Origin of the sequence: Microcoleus pseudofavosus SVA1_A4 (assembly GCF_036700565.1) — a bacterium.
Lineage (GTDB): Bacteria > Cyanobacteriota > Cyanobacteriia > Cyanobacteriales > Microcoleaceae > Microcoleus.
Genome location: NZ_JAUBPE010000002.1, coordinates 1 through 18,255, shown reverse-complemented (window position 1 = coordinate 18,255; position 18,255 = coordinate 1). Strand labels below are relative to the sequence as shown.

Genomic DNA, 18,255 nt, shown 5'->3' with positions numbered 1-18,255 from the left:
ACCAGAATTGTGATATTGCGATCGCGCTTAATTAAATTCGCTGGAGGTATTCATAATTTTCATTTTCCACACACTTCAGCAATTCCAGCATTTTTCTCAGACGGTACGTTCCTGCTTGATACTCTTCTTTTGAAGGAGAATCACCGAGCTTAGTAAGAACTGCATCGCTTTCACTGATGATTGCTTCGCTGAAAATTTTCTTGAACTGCTGGCGAATATCTTGATTTAATTCAACTAGAGGCAGAATTACATTTTCTTCATCTAGGTAAATTTCGGTGTCGATTGATTCCCCGCCTATTTTTGAAAAATCCGATTTAGCCAACCACTCGTAAGTAGTTGCGGTGATTCTTACACTATCGGACGGTTCACCATTGGCTGAATAAAAACTGATGTCAAACATGGGGATTACTCCTTCTGGTAAACATCCAGAAACTAATTCAAAGGACTCGCTGAAGATACTTATAATCTTCGTTTTCAACACATTTTAGCAAGTCCAGCAATTTCCTCAAACGGTAGGTTGCTGCTTGATATTCTTCTTTGAGAGGGGAATCTCCCAGCTTGGTGAGGACGGTATCGCTTTCGCAGATAATTGCATCTCGGAAAAAATTTCTGAGCTTCTGGCGAATATCTCGATATAACTCAACTACAGGTAGCTTTTCGTCTTCTTCATCTATCAAAATATTTCTGGGAACAGATTTGCCAATTTTGGAAAATTCTGATTTGGCCAACCACTCGTAAACATCTTCAGACATTTCGACATAGTGTGGTGACAGTTCGGTTTGGAAGGCATAAAAAATAATATCTAACATTAGCTTTCCTCTTGACCTTCCTGATTTAACAACTTACTTTCTGGAAAATATTACAAGTCATTAGTGTCAACTTAAGGCTAAAATATTTGATAAATCTCGCTTTTATAATCGTAGTCTAGATCCGCCTCGTATCCCCCTTAATAAGGGGAGTAGGGGTTGACTTTGAGAAGAGTCTTGTCCCCCCCTTCTTAAGGGGGGCTAGGGGGGATCTAAATTTAATAGTCAAACAGCAATCTATGGCTGGGTTTGACGTTAAGTTGATACCAATGATTACGAGTGTGCTGCTACAGGCGTACCGTCAGCAGAAAGCAAAGCGCGTTTCGGGCCGTGAATCGGGTCTTCTACAATAATAGTTTGGTCGCGGCTCGCACCGAGAGAAACAATTGCGATCGGCACTTCCATCAAATCTGCCAAAAACTTCAGATAATTCAAAGCTTGCTGCGGCAAATCTTCCAGATTTCGGCACTCTTCCGTTGACTGCTTCCAACCGGGAAGGGTTTCGTAAACAGGTTTGCACCGAGCAAATATCCGGGAACTTTTCGGGAAATCCACACATCGTTCGCCGTCAATTTCGTAAGCAACGCAGACTTTGATTTCTTCTAATTCATCCAAAACATCGAGTTTGGTAATTGCCAGACAGTCAAGGCCGTTGATGCGGACTGCGTAGCGGCCGATTACCGCATCGAACCAGCCACAGCGGCGTTTCCGGCCGGTTGTGGTGCCGAATTCTGCACCTCTCTCGCCCAAAATTGCGCCCACTCCATCTACCATTTCGGTAGGGAAGGGGCCTTCTCCGACGCGGGTTGTATAAGCTTTTGCTACGCCGATTACGCGATCGATCGCTGTCGGGCCGACTCCGGTTCCCACACAAGCGCCGCCTGCGATGGGATTGCTCGAAGTAACGTAAGGATAAGTCCCGTGGTCTAAGTCTAATAAAGTGCCTTGCGCGCCTTCAAACAGAATATTTTTCCGCGTTTGAAGTCCCTCATAAATCTTCAGGGAACTGTCTACTACGTGCGGCCGCAAACGTTCTGCATAAACTTGATATTCATCAAAGACATCTTGCGGATTGAGAGGCGGCAAATTGTAGAGTTTTTCGAGAATGACATTCTTATGATGAATCGTCCATTCCAGTTGTTCTCTGAACCCTTCCAAGTCCATCAAGTCGAGCATCCGAATGCCTGTGCGTTCCGACTTGTCGGCGTAAGTAGGGCCGATGCCGCGTCCTGTCGTCCCGATTTTATAATTTCCCCGCTGCTCTTCCGATGCCACATCAATTAATCGGTGATAGGGCATCGTGACGTGAGCAGTCTCCGAAATCATCAGCGAGGTCGTCGAAATATTCAGTGCCTCTAACTGATCTAATTCTTCTATTAAAACTTTAGGGTCGATGACCGTTCCGCAGCCGATGATACACTCTTTATCAGGGTAGAGAATCCCGGACGGAATTAAGTGCAGCTTGAAAGTCTGACCGTTAACTACCACGGTATGACCGGCGTTGACGCCCCCTTGGTAGCGGACAACGATATCTGCGGATTTGCTGAGCAAATCGGTAATTTTGCCTTTTCCTTCATCGCCCCACTGGGCGCCGATTACAACTACGTTAGCCAAGGGTTTCTCGCGTTCAGCTCAGGTTGACACAATTTCCGATTATGTACGAATGCGTCCCAAATGTCAATCAATTTTAGATTTTAGATTTTAGATTTTAGATACGGGCATGGGGCATGGGGCATGGGGCATTGGGCATTGGGCATTGGGCATGGGGCATGGGGCATGGGGCATGGGGCATTGGGCATGGGGCATGGGGCATTGGGCATTGGGCATTGGGCATTGGCCAAACAGGGCATTGGGCATTGGGCATTGGGCATTGGCCAAACAGGGCATGGGGCGTGGGGCATGGGGCATCTCCCAAAAAGCCTGTTTTGAACAGGCTTTCCGGCCTGTTCCACAAGAATTATCGGAGATGTCTATTGGGCATTAGGCATTGGAACTCACAAATAACCAATGACTAATGACTAATGACTAATGACTGCTGACTACTGACTAATTAATTTTTGTTAACATTAAGAAAATTGAGGCTTTGTTGCCATGACTTTACACGCTGAGTTGCACCGCCATCTGGGTGGTTCTGTCGTTCCTAGGGTGCTGTGGCGGTATTTCGATCGCCACAATGCTGAGATGGTTAATCGATTTCAAGAATACTCGGAGTTTGAGGAGTTTTACACTCGTCCGCGCAATACTCTGAATGAGTATTTGGAACTGCACACGCTGGTAGAAAGCGTTCAAACTGTTGAAACTTTGCCTTATTTCATCTATCGGTTGATGCGGGGCGCTTACGTGTTTGAAAATCTGGCTTATTTGGAGTTGCGCTATACGCCTTATTTGCGGACTCCAGAACATTTTTCGCAGTCAGAACGCATTGATTTGATGGCAGAAATTGTACAAGTTGTGGGCAAGGCAAGTCAAATTAGCGATTGTCCGATTGTTACCAGCCAAATTTTGTGTATGCACTCGCGCTTGCCTTATGAGGTGAATCGGGCGATCGTAGATTTGGCGGCCGGGATGGGAGAATATGTTTGTGCGATCGATCTAGCTGGGGGCGATGCTGCTATTGGCGAGCGTTTGGAGGAGTTTGTGGGATTGTACCAGTACGCGAGGTCGATCGGCATCAAAACTACCGGACACCTCTACGAAACTACCTCTGGCTGTTATCCCGAACTTTTGCCCTATCTGATGCGTATCGGCCACGGGATTCAAATTCCATTAAAATATCCCGAACTGCTGCCAGAAATCGCGCGCAGGGGTCAATGCTTGGAAGTTTGCCCGACTACCTATCTCAAAACGGGGACGTTGCAGGATATGCGGGAATTGAAGGTTGTGTTCGATCGATGTTTTGAAGCTGGTGTCGATATTGCCATTTGTACTGACAACGCGGGATTGCACAACGTGCGGCTGCCTTTTGAGTACGAGAATTTATTGACTCTGGATATCATTGATTTTCGGCAATTGCAAGCGTGTCAAAATGCCGCTTTCCGCCATGCTTTCGCGTGGCCCTACGGGGAACAACCAGCCCAAATGCTGACTGGTTTGTTGCAGCATGAGTCTGTGGGGGCGATCGTTAATTAAAGAATATCTATTTAATGAACCGCGAAGGCGCGAAGAAAGACCAAGAGGAAGATAGGTAGATGTTTTCAGGTAAAGACTCTACTTGGAAATGATAAAAAGCTCTTTCTTCTCTTCCTTCGCGCTCTTTGCGTCTTCGCGGTTCTTCAAATAATTAAAAAGCGCTATAATAATTGACAACTAACGACGAATGAAAAATAACTATGGTGCAATTAACTGCAAAAGTCTCTGCTAACGAGTTAGCAAATTTAGCTGTAGATTTGATTCGTAAAACAGGTTGCGAGTACGGTGATGTGCGTTTTTGCACTTACCGAAAGCAGAATCTTTACGCGCGCGATCGATCTTTAAGCAATTTGTCAGATAATGTAAGTTCCGGTTTTGGCGTGCGAGTGCTTCTAGACGGCGCTTGGGGGTTTGCCGCCAGTCACAGCAAAACACCCGCAGAGGTTGCAAGAATAGTCGCTTTAGCTGTAGAAATCGCTAAAGGCAGCCGCTTAACTCAAAAGGAACCGGTGCGGTTAGTGCCTGTCGAAAAATATGTCGATACCTACATTACTCCGATCGCAATTGACCCTTTTTCTGTACCCGTTGCTGACAAAGCCGAACTGCTGCTAACTATCAACGAGAAGCTGCTAGGACACGGCGCACAAGGCATCAAAAAAGCTTCTTCTTTTTTGCAGTCAAGCCGCGAAGACAAGGTTTTTGCTTCTACAGAAGGCTCGCTAATCGAACAAACAATCTACCGCAGCTATCCGGGTTTTGGCTGCACGGCAATTGCGGGCGGCGATGCCCAAAGTCGCAGTTACGAACGCCCGCCGCTGAATATCGGTTACGAACATATTAATCCCGATGATTTGTTGAGTCAAGTCGAAAAAGTTGCCGCCGAAGCTATTGAGAAAGTCAGCGCTCCCAAAATCCAGGCTGGTATTTGCAAATCCCTGATTCTTAAGCCGACAAATTTGTATTTGACAATCCACGAATCTGTCGGACATCCAACTGAATTAGACCGGGTTTACGGCTACGAATCTAATTTTGCTGGCACGAGCTTTGCTACTACTGATAATTTAAATAAACTGCAATACGCTGCACCTTGGGTGAATTTTAAGTGCGATCGCACTCAACCGGGCGGTCGCGGTACAATGGGTTACGATGATGAGGGCGTAAAATCACAAGATTGGTACGTTGTCAAGGATGGAATTTTAGTTGATTATCTCACTGACAGAGAGACGGCTTATCGCCTCGGACGCGGTAGCAGCAACGGTTCTGCCTGCGCTGACAGTTGGTCGAGCGTGCCGATGGTGAGAATTCCCAATTTGGGATTGGAGCCGGGCCCGGATGGCGGCAGTCACACTGCTACTTTGGCAGAGATGATTGCGGATACGGAAGACGGGATTTTAATCGACGGTATGGGTAGTTATTCCATCGACCAGCAGCGGCGCAATTTTCAATTCGGCGGCGATGCTTTTTGGAAGGTGGAAAAAGGTAAAGTTGTCGGTATGTTGAAGGATGTAACTTATCAGGCGATGACTACTGATTTCTGGAATCAAATAGATGCGATCGGGCCGGCTTCGGAGCTGGTTCAGTGCGGTACTAATATATGCGGAAAGGGCGAGCCGATGCAGACTGCTCAGATGACTCACGCTTGTGTGCCGGTGCGAGTGAGGGATATTCAAATTGGGTAATAGGGCATGGGGCATGGGGCATCGGTTCTTAGTTATTAGTTAATTGCTAACCATGCCCAATTCGCAATGCCCAATTTGCAATACCCAATTCGCAATGCCCAATTCGCAATGCCCAATTCGCAATGCCTAATTACCAATCATGATTGTAACAACATCGCCCGCAAGTTTAAGTGAAGACCAAGCCTTATCTGTAGTAGAAAAAGCAGTCAAACTATCCAAAGCAGAGGAAGTATTTGTCAGTCTCTCTACTGGCGAAGAATCTCTTTCGAGATTCTCGGAAAATCAAATCAGCCAAAATATTAGCAAAACTGTATTTAACCTGAGCATTACTAGCTATTTTGGCAACAAAAGCGCCTCTGCTGCTGTTACAGAATTTGATGAAGATGCGATCGCCTCCGCAGTCAAGCGATCGGAAGAATTGGCCAGAATTGCGCCGGCAGACCCCGAATGGATGCCGCTGCTGCCGCCTCAAACCTACGATTTGCGATCGCCCGCATTCGACACAGCAACGGCAACTGTATCGCCTCTAGCGCGGGCAGAAATGGTGCAGCAAGCTTGCGCCATTGCCGGACAGGGGGGGGCTCACGGTTCGGGTACTTTGAGCGCTGATGCGTCGCTGTACGCGATCGCCTCGTCAACCGGACTCCGCGCCTGCAACCAATCTACAGAGGCAGATTTCAGCTTTACTGCTCGCATTGACAACGGTTCTAGCTGGGATCAGAGCACTGCTTGGAGTATCAACGAATTGCCGATCGCCCAATTAGCAGAACAAGTGCTCGATCGGGCGATCGCATCCCGCAACCCCCGCGAAGTCACTCCCGGCATTTATCCTGTAATCTTTGATGGTGCTGCTTTTGCGGATTTGCTACCGTGGGTAATTTGGAGTTTGGATGCGAGGGCGGCGGATGAGGGGCGATCGTTTATGTCGATCGCCGACGCAGAGGGAAAACCAGCGGGAAACCGCGCGGGAGAACAACTTTTTAGCCCGTTAGTGCAAGTGCAGCGCGATCCGGCTCATCCTTTGCTGCGATCGAATACTTTTTTCGGCGACGGATTGAGCAATAACTATTTGGAAATCATCAAAGATGGCGTGCCTCAAAGTTTGTCTTATTCCCGCTACTGGGCCGCACAAAAAGGCAAAGAAGCAAAAGGTGCTTATTTCCCGATCGTGATGACAGGTTCCGACCAAAGTTTAGCAGATTTAATTGCTCAAACGGAGCGAGGAATTTTTGTCAGTCGAGCTTGGTACGTTCGCTACGTGAATCCGAAAACTTTGGAAGTAACGGGAATGACTCGCGACGGTACTTTTTGGATTGAGGATGGCAAGATTGCTTATCCGATTAAAAACCTGCGTTTCAATCAAGTTTTACCTGATATGTTGCGCGATGTGGATGCAGTTAGTGCGGTGAAGCGTTACGGCGGTAGTGTCGTGCCCGGAGTGCGCGTGAAAGCTTTTAATTTCACCAGTATTACTGACAGTTTGTAACTCGCACATTATACCGTAGGGTGCGTCGCCACAAACAATCTGTAATTAAAATCGAAAATCTGGCGGCGATGCACCCTACAAGATAAAAATGCCTCAACTAGATATACATCCGGTTAAAAATCAACAAGAATTAGAAGAGATGTTTTACCAGCGGTGGCTGGTTTTGCGATCGCCTCTAGGAATGGAGATTGGTAGCGAAAGGGATAATCACGAAGATGGTGCTTTGCATTTAATTGCCATGTGCGATCGCAAAATCATTGCCTCTGCCCGACTGCGCGAATTATCCCCAAAATTAGGAAGCATCAGCTACGTTGCCGTCCTTCCTGAATTTCAAAATCAGGGAATCGGCACTAAATTGATTGAAAATTTAATAGCAAAAGCTCAGGAAAAAAATCTCAAAGCTGTGAGACTTATGTCTCGCATTAATGCCATTAAATTTTATCAAAGACTCGGATTTTCCGAACAAGACAAGCCCTTTGACTTCCTGGGAATTCCGCACATATTTATGCAGTTAGAAATTTAATCACCGATACATCCTACCTTATTCTTCAGTCCGCGCAGGCGGACTTTGTTTGTCTAGAAGCGATTTCAATCGCCGAATGATAAAGGGGGTAGCTTACCAACTTTAACTCTTCCTTTTTCGAGTAAAAATGGAGATTTTCTACCGAATATTTGACAAATTCCGACTCTTTTTTAGCACCGCAGGAACCTTTGAGTCGAACAGTTTTTGTTTCATCTTTTACCAAATCGGCACGATAGGTGTACGTACCGTCGGCTTTTTCAAAGGTAATTTCAGCTAAAAAAGCATCATTTTTTGTGTCTAAATCGAGAATTTTGCTGGCGACTTTGTAGTTAAACCAATCCCACCCGTAAAGCACGATCAATTCTCTTTCCAAAACTTGAATAGGATTTGGCAAAATTCCCCAACCCCGATAAACTTTATTCAAGCATTCGATATCGCCAGTCCGTGTTAGGATTGATTGCAGCGAAGTGCGATCGAGATTTCCGTAATATCTGCCATCAGGCAAATCGATCGCAGTCGGTGCAAAGCGGTGTCCCCCAAAGTGACTGGATCTCCAAACGCGAACATCATTCAATTCTAACTCAGAAGCTAAAGCAGTTGCTTGGGCATAAAAAGGATTGCCGTATCTCGCACAACACATATCGTGACTGCCGTGAGTGCAAACCAAAATATCTCTAGTTTGCTTGTTTTCGGTTTCGCAATCAGGGACTTCTCCAGCTAAATAGCTTTTGACAATTCCCGCTACTTTATCAAAACTATCTACATTAAATTCATGCTTTTCGTAACCGCCAAAAAGTTCCCCATCTTTATTGTCATAAATCAAAACTTTGCGCTGATTTGCACATTTGGTTCGAGCGTTATTTATCAACAAAAATCGGATTTTCTGTTTTGAATGTTCTACTTCCTCTACCAAATCCTTGAGATTTTTGGAAATTTGTTTAGAATTAAACGCTTCAGATTCCCAAGGTAAACAACATTCAATTAATATATAGGTTTGGTAATTACTACCGCTGCCAATAATATCCTCTTCAACGCATTTAGAAGCATCAGCACAAAAAAGCTTATCCATCATTGTTTAACTCATTGTATGTGTCAGAAATTGGTCTTTTTACAACCCATTTATAAGAACTCATGTTCTTCTCCAATTTTAACCAGCAAAAATAATTCCTTCAACTACCAGCTTCGACAAAAGTGGCACTACATCTATTTCCCAATCATAATCCGGCAACCAATCCATAACATCTTCCCCAGTAAAAAACTCCGTACTAAATAAATTGTCCGTAAATTTAGCTGTGACTCCTCTCAGGGATACTTCTTTACCTGCAACAACTATTTTGTATCCGCCACCATCAGATAATTCGTGAATTCTCACCCGCTGAAACTTGGGAATTCTAAACTTGGTTTGCACACCACAGGGAAAAATATTGAATCCTGCTTGATGAGGCAAAGAATATTTGGCAACAGGTTTTCCTAAACTGTCCAGATAACTGCTATACTCATCTGCAAGATTTTTACTGTTTGCGTAGCGGTGCAATTGGGCAATTAAACTGTTGACATTTGCATTGATAGAATCTGCGTTTGTTCGTAGCGGTAAACTTTTGCGCCAATCTGATTGTTCGCGCAATTCACTAACCAACCATTCTAAAAAGTCTATTCCGGTTTTGCAATGTATTCCTAATGTTAAATGCAGCGATGGTTCTTCGCAAGCAACTGCATAATGCCAATGTCCGCGCGGTATATAAAGCACATCCCCTGGATGTAAAATACAGCTTAAATATGCTTCGGTTTCTGGTGGTGGAAAAGATGAGGATTTTTGATCTTTCAGCGGATACTTAATTGTGTCTTCAAATACATACCATTGCTTGATTCCGTCTACTTGCAATATAAAAACTTCGTGGGTGTCATAATGGGAAACAAAGCCTTGTTTTTCCGGCCAGGAACAGTAGGCATTTACTTGATTTCCATAGCCAAAATCTGATTTTATTTCCGCAGCAAAGTGAGCGATTTCTGGAATTAGTTTGTGTACTTCATTGATAATTAAAGTTGCTCCAGATTGGCAGGATTTGATGAGGTTTTCATTGGCGCTTTCATCGAGGACTTTTCCTCCTATTGCTAATCGAATATCGGGATATTTTAGTTCGTGAAAGTTAAGGATGTAGTTTAGTTTTTCCCAGGAAAATAGGTGTGCAAAATTTTTCTTACCTTCGCTGGGAATCAAAACTGCTTTGGTTGTCCAATTGTTGTCTAAAAATTCTTTGAGATCGTATGGTTGTAATAGGTTGGCGATCGATCGCATAATTCTTTATGACAATTATTCTCAATAAAATTTGAACAAATTAATTTTAAGAGGCAATGCCCCTATAGTTATCCCGCAAGCAAGGAGTACAATCTATTACTTCTTGCTTGGGGATGCGAAGTCTAACAGAAAAGACTTTTAATTATTCGTTGCTAACATCGCTACCATCAGCATCAACATTCAGATGAGAAGAGAGGTTTTTAGCTGTTACCTGCTTGGCAATTTCCTTGACTTCAACTTGAATTTTGCTGGCACGGGATTGTTTGAAAGTCGATCCGTCAATTTGCTTTGACATAAATGTCTCCAAATGTAGTAAACCGATCTAGCTCAGATGTTCCTTAACAATTGTGTTGAGGGTTCAATCTCAAGCTCTAAGTACCTTAGCATAAAGTCAATAAGTTCTGCAAGTAGTCAATAAATATTTTCAAGATTTGAGAAGAAAGCTCATCCGCAAGAGTGAGATATTTAAGTTGAGTATGAGAGCTAAAGTCCTGTGAAAGTAAGAGTTTTAAAGTTTAGCGCCTATGTTCCCGCGGTCAGCGCTATAAATAGAGGGATGGAAATGTGAGGACTTGTTGAATATTATTGTTGACAAGCTGGCATTGCTGAACCGACGCATCTGCCTTAAGGTAGATTATTTTTTTGAGACTTAGGATGAAAAACAGCTACTATGGTGATCGGTCAGTTATCAGTTGTCAGTAGTAACCACTAACAATTAACAATTAACAATTAACCATTACCATTAACCATTAACAAATGAATCAATATTTTGCTACAGTTGCGCGCGGTTTAGAAACAATTGCCGCCCAAGAATTAGAACGTTTAGGGGCTCAGGATGTCAAGCCAGATTTTACTGGGGTTTACTTTGCGGGCGATCGCACTTTATTGTACCGCGTCAATCTTTGGTCGAGAACAATTTTTCGAGTGCTAATGCCGATCGCCGAATTCCGGTGTTACAACTCGGATATGCTCTACCGCGAAGTGCAGAAAATCCCCTGGGACGAATACTTAGATCCCGACAATACTTTAGCAGTAAACTGCACCGGCGGCAACGAAAAGTTGAACCACACTCACTATACAGCTTTGCAGGTCAAAAATGCGATCGCCGACCAACAGCGGAACCAATTTAACAAGCGTTCTAATGTTGATGTAGAGCATCCCGATTTGCTAATTAACATTCACATTCATCAAGATAGAGCTATTTTAAGTTTAGACAGTTCTGGCGGCAGTTTGCACCGCCGGGGATATCGACCGGCGATGGGGCTTGCTCCCCTCAAAGAAACCCTAGCTGCGGCTTTGTTGGAGATGGCAGAATGGACGCCAGATTTGCCGTTTTTAGACCCGATGTGCGGTTCGGGAACTTTGCCTTTGGAAGCGAGTTTAAAGGCCTTGAATATTGCACCGGGATTGTTTCGAGAAAAGTTTGGATTTATGACTTGGCGGGATTTTGACGAACCTTTGTGGGATAAATTGTGGACCGAAGCTGAAAACAGCGAATTACCGGAACTTAAAGAGGTGATTGCAGGGTGCGATCGCGATTCCGATATGTTAACCCAAGCTCGCACGAACGCGCAGCAAGCTGGTATTTCCGGTAAGATTCAGTTTGCTCAAACCGAGTTATCCCAGTTGGAAGCACCTGCAGACAGAGGCGTTCTGATTTGCAATCCTCCCTACGGAGAAAGGCTGGGAGATGCTAGCGAACTGGGAGATTTGTACAAAATGTTGGGGGATATTTTCAAGAATCGTTTTAAAGGTTGGAATGCCTTTATTTTGACTGGAAATAAGGAGTTGGGTAAAAAGGTGGGACTCAGGACATCGCGGCGAATTCCTGTTTATAATGGATCGATTCCTTGTACCTTGCTGAAGTATGAACTGTATTAAATTTCCCTTCCCCTTACCCTTCCCCTTCCCTTGATTAAATGTTTCACCTAGCCATCAACTTTGGCTGGAATGACTTTGCACCCTTTTCCCACCAGAAAACGCATTCTTTCTGGCGCGGAGAAAGAGTTTTTGAAAGCACGAGCAACTCCTCTGGCGAAAAAGGAGCCTTCCAGTGATCTGAAAACACTTTGATCGGTTTTCTGGAGTGATAATTAAAAAATATTGCGTCGCGGTGTGACTTTATAGGCATCTTGCCGCGATGGAAAACATGGTGAGAGTCGAAGAAAACAACAGTACCTGCTCGCCCTCTACATGAAACCCAATTTGATGGGTCTAAGTGTTCCGCCACTTCGGGATCGGAAAATAAAAGTTTGCCTTTGAGAGAGCTTAACTTAGAATTGAAATGCTTTGGAATATATTCAAACGGGCCGCCTTCAGCATTCACATCATTCAAGTAAACAGCTATTTTGAGAAGTCGGTGATCTTCCGGGTCTTTATGCCACAATCTTGTAAGTACCTGCTGTTCATTCGCGAAATCTTTCTGAAATAATGAACCGCGGTAAGCAACGGGAACGCCAAGATAATTTTCAGCAATGTCGAGCAACCGCTCTTGAAGACCCCACAAAAAAATTTCTGAATTTTCTATAATTTTTGCTGAATCAACATGGTAAACGTATTGAGTTTCAAAAGCCGGAGCTTTTGGATTATTAGCTAAGATAACTTTGGCTCCCTCCAAAAGTTTTTCAGTCAGGGGGAATGACAAAGCTTCTAGAGAAGTAATAAAAGCCCCTTCCTTCCTGACCGCATCGACAATACACTGATTTGTCGGACTAAGTGGAGGTAATTTTCTTCTCTTTTGGAAAGCTCTCCAATTATAAGATAAACTCGATTGGAGCAGCGAAGATTCTCTTGCTACTTTTCTTAAACCTCTCTCGATCATATTACTATTGAGCATATTAATTTTTCTTCCTTCATTGCTGAGTACGCATGAGATACGTTATATCATTACTTTTTCAGGCTCAGTATATTTTTTACAAAAATTTACAAACAGGACTGGCCTTAAGGTAGATGGCGAATCGAGCGCCCAACCCGCTTGAATCCGTTATATCATTACTTTTTTCAGGGTCAGTATATTTTTTTACAAAAATTTACAAACAGGACTGGCCTTAAGGTAGATGGCGAATCGAGGGCCCAACCCGCTTGAATCCCAACTTATAATTTATTACAGTTGTAAACCGTTACAAAAATTTACATTATCGTCGATATTACTCCTACCCACCCTAAATTTATCGAACGCTAAGTCATCCGATTTACACTTTTGATTGATTTCTTTCATTAGTTGCCATAAAAAAGCTTAAAAAATTTCTGTACTTCTCATTTTATTCGCTTGATAAAATGTAGAAATATCAATTTTAATTCCTTGATAGTTGAGGCGGAAAAATAAATCTCTCATACTCATTAAGCTAGGATCGAGCGCAAAATTAAGCCAGAAAGACACAAATCTAAATGTACTCAGAACTGGATAATCTGATTGGGGAAGCTTTCCTAAAAATTTCTTGACAAGCTTGGGCAAGTTTAATATCATTTAGTTACATTTAAATAATTATAATGCCTTCCTTTTATCAGATTAAAGGCATTTTTTTGATAAGATTTATTAAGATTCAACACTTGTGAATTTATTATATCTCTAGTTGAATACTGATATAAATATTCAATAATTCCTAGCTACATCACCAACTCAAGGAAAAAGTATTATCTGTAGCGGTTCTCAAGTAAGTGAGTTACGCCAGGAGCGATTACCAATTGCCAGGCGTCCCTCATTTTACTAAGAAGTGCTATAGTTAGTATTTTGTTTGCAATAAGGACTCTTCGTCCTTACTACAAACGCAACTAATTACGGGAAATTAATGCTCAATTTTGAGCGAAATAATCTTGTCGCCTTGGCGGATAGCATTGACGACAGACATATCCTCAGTTTTGCCAAACGTTGTGTGAACTCCATCTAAATGAGACTGGGGAGAATGGCAAATAAAGAATTGGCTGCCACCCGTATCGCGGCCTGCGTGAGCCATCGATAAAGTGCCTGCCAAATGTTTGTTGGAGTTGATTTCGCACTTGATTTTGTAGCCGGGGCCGCCGGTTCCATTGCCTTTTGGACAGCCACCTTGAATCATAAAGTTAGGAATGACTCGATGAAAAGCCAATCCATCGTAAAAACCTTTTTCCGCCAAGTCAACAAAATTCTTCACTGTGTTAGGCGCATCCGCATCGAACAATTCCAAATTGATTGTGCCTTTGTCGGTTTCCATTATAGCGCGGGTCATGATTTTTCCTTGCTTCCTAAAATGAGTGTGTTGCCTGCGTGTTAATTGCGGACTTCGCTTTTATAGCGACAGGTTTTAAACTGTCGTTATATTGTGGCTTTCAGAAGTGTAGCATATTCCCGCAACTCTCATAGGACTTATGCAGGCTTTCTGAGGAAACCCGGTTTATTGCGAGATTTCTGGTTAGCAAAGGCAATATTTTCGGAGACACCGGGTTTGTTACCCTCAGTCATATTTTAATTGTTGGTCACTTTTGGGCGATCGGGTTCTTCCTGAATATCGCTCATATTAAAAATGAAAGGAACTCGACTCGAACCTGCGCCCATCACCAACACTTTTGGCATCTGAGCGCCGCCGCTTCTCCAAGCTTCGATCGCCTCTTTTTGCAGCACTAAATCGCCACCTTGAGCCTTTAAAGTTTCCGCCAAAAGTCTTTGAGCTTCTGCCCTACCTTGAGCGCGGTTAATATCGGCTTGAGCCTGTTGTTCTGCTTCCTGAGCCACATAAACAGCCCTTTGCGCCCGCTGTTCAGCAACCTGTTTCTCCTCAACCGCTTTCGCAAAATCTTCAGAGAATCTAATATTGACAACGCTGGTATCAAGAACAATCACATCGTACTTTGCTAACCTTTCCTTGAGAGCAGCATCAAAGTCTCGCTTGAGTTCACTTCTTTGAGTAATAGATTGTTCAGCAGTTCTCAGGGCCGCCGCTGTTTTAAATGCCTCTTGCGTCTGAGGAGCAATAATTTTTGAGACTATATTCTCCAAAGTTCCTTGAGTCCTTCTCACATCAACTACCCTCGCCGGATCGAGGCGAAAGTTGATCGCAAAACTAGCATTTAGATCCTGAAGGTCTTTAGTAGCACTCTGGGCCGGAACTTCAAATTTTTGCACCGTTACATCATACACATCTACCTTGGATATCAGCGGGGGTCTGATGTGAAATCCCTCTAACAATGCTCCATCTGTGGCTTTTCCTAAAATGCTGACCACCCCTGCTTCGCCTGGATTGATGACGACAAAGGAATTGAAACCGAGGAGCAGCGCGCCTACTAATAGAATTCCAGCGATTGCTGATGATATGCTCTGGAAATTTTGACTTTTCAAAATACACGCTCCTTTGTGATAAATCAATTATAGCAATTCTCAGTAAAATCAGGTTGGCTCGGTAATTGGGAATTGGGAATTGGGAATTGGAATTGGGAATTGGGAATTGGAATTGGGAATTGGGAATTGGGAATCGCATACCTCACTTTTTTGATAATTGCTATAATAGCTAAAGGCATGAGGTAACAACGCGATGGTCGAGATTGTTAAATATCCCAGAACTTATCACATCGAGGGTTCGCGTTTCCAACCGGGAGATGAAGACCTCGACAGCATACCATTTAGCAATATTTGCGATCGCCCGATCGCGATCGAAGAAAAGGTAGACGGCGCAAATACAGGCATCAGCTTCGCCCCAGACGGACAAATGCTGCTGCAAAGCCGCGGCCACTTTCTCACCGGCGGGCCGAGAGAAAAACATTTTAACTTGTTCAAACAGTGGGCTTACAGTCTCAGCGGAACGCTGCGAGAAGTGCTGAAAAATCGCTACATTCTTTACGGCGAATGGCTGTATGCCAAACACACAGTTTTTTACGATTTTCTGCCGCACTACTTTATGGAATACGACGTGCTGGACTTAGAAACCTGTCAATTTTTGAGTACGGAAGCTCGCCAAAAATTGTTATCAGGATTGCCGTTAGTATCGGTTCCCGTGCTGTTTTCTGGAGTGCTAAAATCGCACAAGCAAATGATGCAGTTGATGGGCAATTCTCATTTTATTGGGCCAGGACATTTGGAGAGATTGCGCTTGTGCTGCCGGGAAATGGGATTGGATGAAGAGCGGTGTTTGAAAGAAACAGACAAGAGCGAAATTATGGAAGGTCTGTATATTAAAGTAGAGGAAGATGGAATTGTCAAGGCGCGTTACAAATACGTGCGCGCCAGCTTTTTAACAGCCATTAAAAACGCCGAAGGACATTGGCTAAACCGCCCGATCGTCCCCAATATTCTCCGCCCGGATGTGAATTTATTTAATTTGAGTTCCTTATGAATGCACTGTTATCCCCGCCTTGGACTTTTCCCTTTTGTCCCGATGCCGATTGCCCGATCGATTGGGATGGCATTCAAACACATTTCGACTGGATTGACAACCTCAAAGGATGCCAGCAAGACCCGATTTACCACGCCGAAGGAGATGTTTTCATTCACACCAAAATGGTCTGCGAAGCCTTAATATCTTCCCCGGAATGGCGCGAACTTCCCGTCACTGAACGTTCGATGCTTTTTGCTGCGGCTTTGCTGCACGATGTCGCAAAACCGGCCTTTACAAAAATCGAAGCAGATGGCAGAATTAGCTCCAAAGGTCACGCCCGACAAGGTGCGAAGATGGTCAGACAAATTTTATCGCAATTCGAGCCGCCAGTGCAGTTTAACATTCGGGAAACAGTTGTGACGATCGTCCAATTCGGCAGTTTACCCATCTGGCTGATCGACAAACCCAACCCGCAGCAGTCGGTAATTAAAGTTAGTCAAGTTGTCCGCTGCGATTTCCTGGCACTTTTAGCAGAAGCAGATGTGCGCGGTCGCCACTGCGCCGACAAGCAAGAACTTCTCGATAAAATAGAACTATTTCGGGAGTTTTGTCAAGAAAATAATTGTTTGAATTCTCCCCGACAATTCCCATCAGCACACAGCCGATTTATTTACTTCCGCAAAGAGAATGGAAACCCGGATTACGCAGCATTTGACGATACTCGCTGCGAAGTAGTTTTGATGTCGGGATTGCCGGCAAGCGGTAAAGATTATTGGATTCGGAAAAATCTGCCAGATTTGCCGGTAATATCGCTGGATGCGCTGCGAAAAGAGATGAATGTCCCTCCTGACGAAACCCCCGGAAATGTGGTCGCAGCCGCCAAACAAAAAGCGCGCGAATACATGAATCAGGGGCGTTCTTTTGTCTGGAACGCTACAAATACAACTAAACAAATGCGGCAGCAATTAATTAATTTCTTTGCCGATTATCAAGCTAGAATTCGGATTGTTTATCTGGAAGTACCTCTAGAAGAAATATTGCGGCGGAATCGATCGCGCCCCGCACCGGTTCCTGAAGCAGTCATTCGCAAGTTAGCTGCGCGGCTGGATATTCCAGACATCACAGAAGCGCATCAAGTCGATCGAATTGCCGGCTATATTCTGCCATTGGTGTCAAATCCGGTGGCATCGGAATAGATATTACCCACAGTGAGGACACCGCGCCTGGCCGTTTCCCTACAATTAATCGGGCGATGGTGACATCCGAGGGGGGCGATGGATTATTTTGGGGTAGGGACACGGCAATGCCGTGTCCCTACGGGGATCTTGCAATCTGCTATATCATCCGCCCTTTTCTCGAATTATTCGACTTTTCACTTCTGCTGAAATTCCGCGACAATTTAAAATTTCATCCAGCAACGCCGAATTTCGGCCTTGACTGTGGGCGATGGCCACTGCTACCGCTACTTGATTGTCTGCCGGCATTTGACAATCCGCATCGGTGATATCTTCCCTCGCTATTTTCTCCAAAAATTCCGCATCAAATCTCGCTAATTTGCTCAACAATCCCGTGACGATCGACTTATCTATTTTACCGCTGATGTCCGCTGTTCGCAAGAGCGATCGCCCGCAATCTTTTATGCTATCCATCAACTTTATATCTTCTAACAAAGCCATCCTATCTAACGTCAAAAAAGCTGATTTTACAGTCATGTATAAAGTTTTTTTATTGCCAAATTTTACCAGTCTGTTTGTTAAATTAAAAGCTGCTGCTGCTATCTCAGCATTCAGCCCCTCGCCCGTTTTTTGAATGGCGATCGCCCTGTCGATCAACTTATACATCAGCAGAATTACTTCCGGCGCCGTTTCCTTTTCTAAAGCTGCAAAAATAGCTGCAATTTCTCTTGGGGCTGCACTAACTCCGCCGTCGATAATTGCTAAATACGCTTTCAAACAATTTTGGCGCACCCCAACAAACAATAGTTCGGACAGTTTTTAAGCAGCCAGAGTACCATAAGACAAGACTGAAGGAAGGTTAGGGTGATTTAAAATC

General features: G+C 44.1%; 17 protein-coding genes. 7 read left to right on the top strand and 10 right to left on the bottom strand.

Annotated elements, in window-relative coordinates; translation table 11 throughout:
• Positions 1-31 precede the first annotated feature (31 nt).
• The 3 genes from QUA02_RS01025 to QUA02_RS01015 all read right to left on the bottom strand — a co-directional run bounded on the left by QUA02_RS01025 (position 32) and on the right by QUA02_RS01015 (position 2,420).
• Positions 32-400 (bottom strand): hypothetical protein, encoded by a 369-nt coding sequence (locus QUA02_RS01025; RefSeq protein ID WP_333024578.1) that lies wholly within the window; start codon positions 398-400, stop codon positions 32-34.
• A gap of 37 nt (positions 401-437) precedes the next feature.
• Positions 438-809 (bottom strand): hypothetical protein, encoded by a 372-nt coding sequence (locus QUA02_RS01020; RefSeq protein ID WP_333024577.1) that lies wholly within the window; start codon positions 807-809, stop codon positions 438-440.
• Between the two features lie 270 nt (positions 810-1,079).
• A complete protein-coding gene (locus QUA02_RS01015; protein WP_333024575.1) occupies positions 1,080-2,420 on the bottom strand; it encodes an adenylosuccinate synthase in 1,341 nt (446 codons plus the stop codon).
• Between the two features lie 477 nt (positions 2,421-2,897).
• On the opposite strand from QUA02_RS01015, the gene QUA02_RS01010 reads away from it, so the two are divergent.
• From QUA02_RS01010 to QUA02_RS00995, 4 genes are all read left to right on the top strand, one after another.
• Complete coding sequence (locus QUA02_RS01010) at positions 2,898-3,935, top strand: adenosine deaminase (RefSeq protein WP_333024573.1); 1,038 nt, start codon at positions 2,898-2,900, stop codon at positions 3,933-3,935.
• Between the two features lie 200 nt (positions 3,936-4,135).
• Positions 4,136-5,614, top strand: a complete 1,479-nt coding sequence (locus QUA02_RS01005) for a TldD/PmbA family protein (RefSeq protein WP_333024570.1) — start codon at positions 4,136-4,138, stop codon at positions 5,612-5,614.
• 139 nt (positions 5,615-5,753) lie between these two features.
• A complete protein-coding gene (locus tag QUA02_RS01000) occupies positions 5,754-7,100 on the top strand; it encodes a TldD/PmbA family protein (RefSeq protein ID WP_333024568.1) in 1,347 nt (448 codons plus the stop codon).
• A gap of 88 nt (positions 7,101-7,188) precedes the next feature.
• Positions 7,189-7,623 (top strand): GNAT family N-acetyltransferase, encoded by a 435-nt coding sequence (locus tag QUA02_RS00995; protein ID WP_333024566.1) that lies wholly within the window; start codon positions 7,189-7,191, stop codon positions 7,621-7,623.
• A 25-nt stretch (positions 7,624-7,648) separates the two neighbouring features.
• Here QUA02_RS00995 and QUA02_RS00990 read toward each other — a convergent pair whose 3' ends face one another.
• The 3 genes from QUA02_RS00990 to QUA02_RS00980 form a co-directional block, all read right to left on the bottom strand.
• Positions 7,649-8,695: a ferredoxin family protein gene (locus QUA02_RS00990; protein WP_333024564.1), complete on the bottom strand. Its 1,047-nt coding sequence runs from the start codon at positions 8,693-8,695 to the stop codon at positions 7,649-7,651.
• Between the two features lie 75 nt (positions 8,696-8,770).
• The gene (locus QUA02_RS00985; protein WP_333024561.1) at positions 8,771-9,919 is read right to left on the bottom strand and encodes a cupin domain-containing protein; all 1,149 of its coding nucleotides are present in this window, start codon (positions 9,917-9,919) and stop codon (positions 8,771-8,773) included.
• A gap of 142 nt (positions 9,920-10,061) precedes the next feature.
• On the bottom strand, positions 10,062-10,214 hold the full coding sequence (locus QUA02_RS00980) for a hypothetical protein (protein ID WP_333024559.1): 153 nt from the start codon (positions 10,212-10,214) through the stop codon (positions 10,062-10,064).
• A 461-nt stretch (positions 10,215-10,675) separates the two neighbouring features.
• Here QUA02_RS00980 and QUA02_RS00975 point away from each other — a divergent pair, with 461 nt between their 5' ends.
• A complete protein-coding gene (locus QUA02_RS00975) occupies positions 10,676-11,800 on the top strand; it encodes a THUMP domain-containing class I SAM-dependent RNA methyltransferase (protein WP_333024558.1) in 1,125 nt (374 codons plus the stop codon).
• Between the two features lie 43 nt (positions 11,801-11,843).
• On the opposite strand, the gene QUA02_RS00970 is transcribed toward QUA02_RS00975, so the two are convergent.
• The 3 genes from QUA02_RS00970 to QUA02_RS00960 form a co-directional block, all read right to left on the bottom strand.
• Positions 11,844-12,755 carry a phytanoyl-CoA dioxygenase family protein gene (locus QUA02_RS00970; protein WP_333024556.1) on the bottom strand — a complete coding sequence of 304 codons (912 nt, stop codon included), beginning with the start codon at positions 12,753-12,755 and terminating at the stop codon, positions 11,844-11,846.
• A gap of 949 nt (positions 12,756-13,704) precedes the next feature.
• A complete protein-coding gene (locus QUA02_RS00965) occupies positions 13,705-14,124 on the bottom strand; it encodes a peptidylprolyl isomerase (protein ID WP_333024554.1) in 420 nt (139 codons plus the stop codon).
• A gap of 236 nt (positions 14,125-14,360) precedes the next feature.
• Complete coding sequence (locus QUA02_RS00960) at positions 14,361-15,230, bottom strand: prohibitin family protein (RefSeq protein WP_333024551.1); 870 nt, start codon at positions 15,228-15,230, stop codon at positions 14,361-14,363.
• A 193-nt stretch (positions 15,231-15,423) separates the two neighbouring features.
• On the opposite strand from QUA02_RS00960, the gene QUA02_RS00955 reads away from it, so the two are divergent.
• Together QUA02_RS00955 and QUA02_RS00950 are read left to right on the top strand one after the other, a co-directional pair.
• Positions 15,424-16,221, top strand: coding sequence for an RNA ligase family protein (locus QUA02_RS00955; protein WP_333024550.1), 798 nt, complete (start codon positions 15,424-15,426; stop codon positions 16,219-16,221).
• The gene (locus QUA02_RS00950; RefSeq protein ID WP_333024548.1) at positions 16,218-17,399 is read left to right on the top strand and encodes an AAA family ATPase; all 1,182 of its coding nucleotides are present in this window, start codon (positions 16,218-16,220) and stop codon (positions 17,397-17,399) included. The genes QUA02_RS00955 and QUA02_RS00950 overlap by 4 nt, the downstream gene beginning before the upstream one ends.
• Before the next feature lie 144 nt (positions 17,400-17,543).
• Here the strand turns inward: QUA02_RS00950 and QUA02_RS00945 are convergent, their stop codons facing one another.
• Entirely contained in the window at positions 17,544-18,155 is a 612-nt protein-coding gene (locus tag QUA02_RS00945) for a hypothetical protein (protein WP_333024546.1), read from the bottom strand.
• Positions 18,156-18,255: the final 100 nt, after the last annotated feature.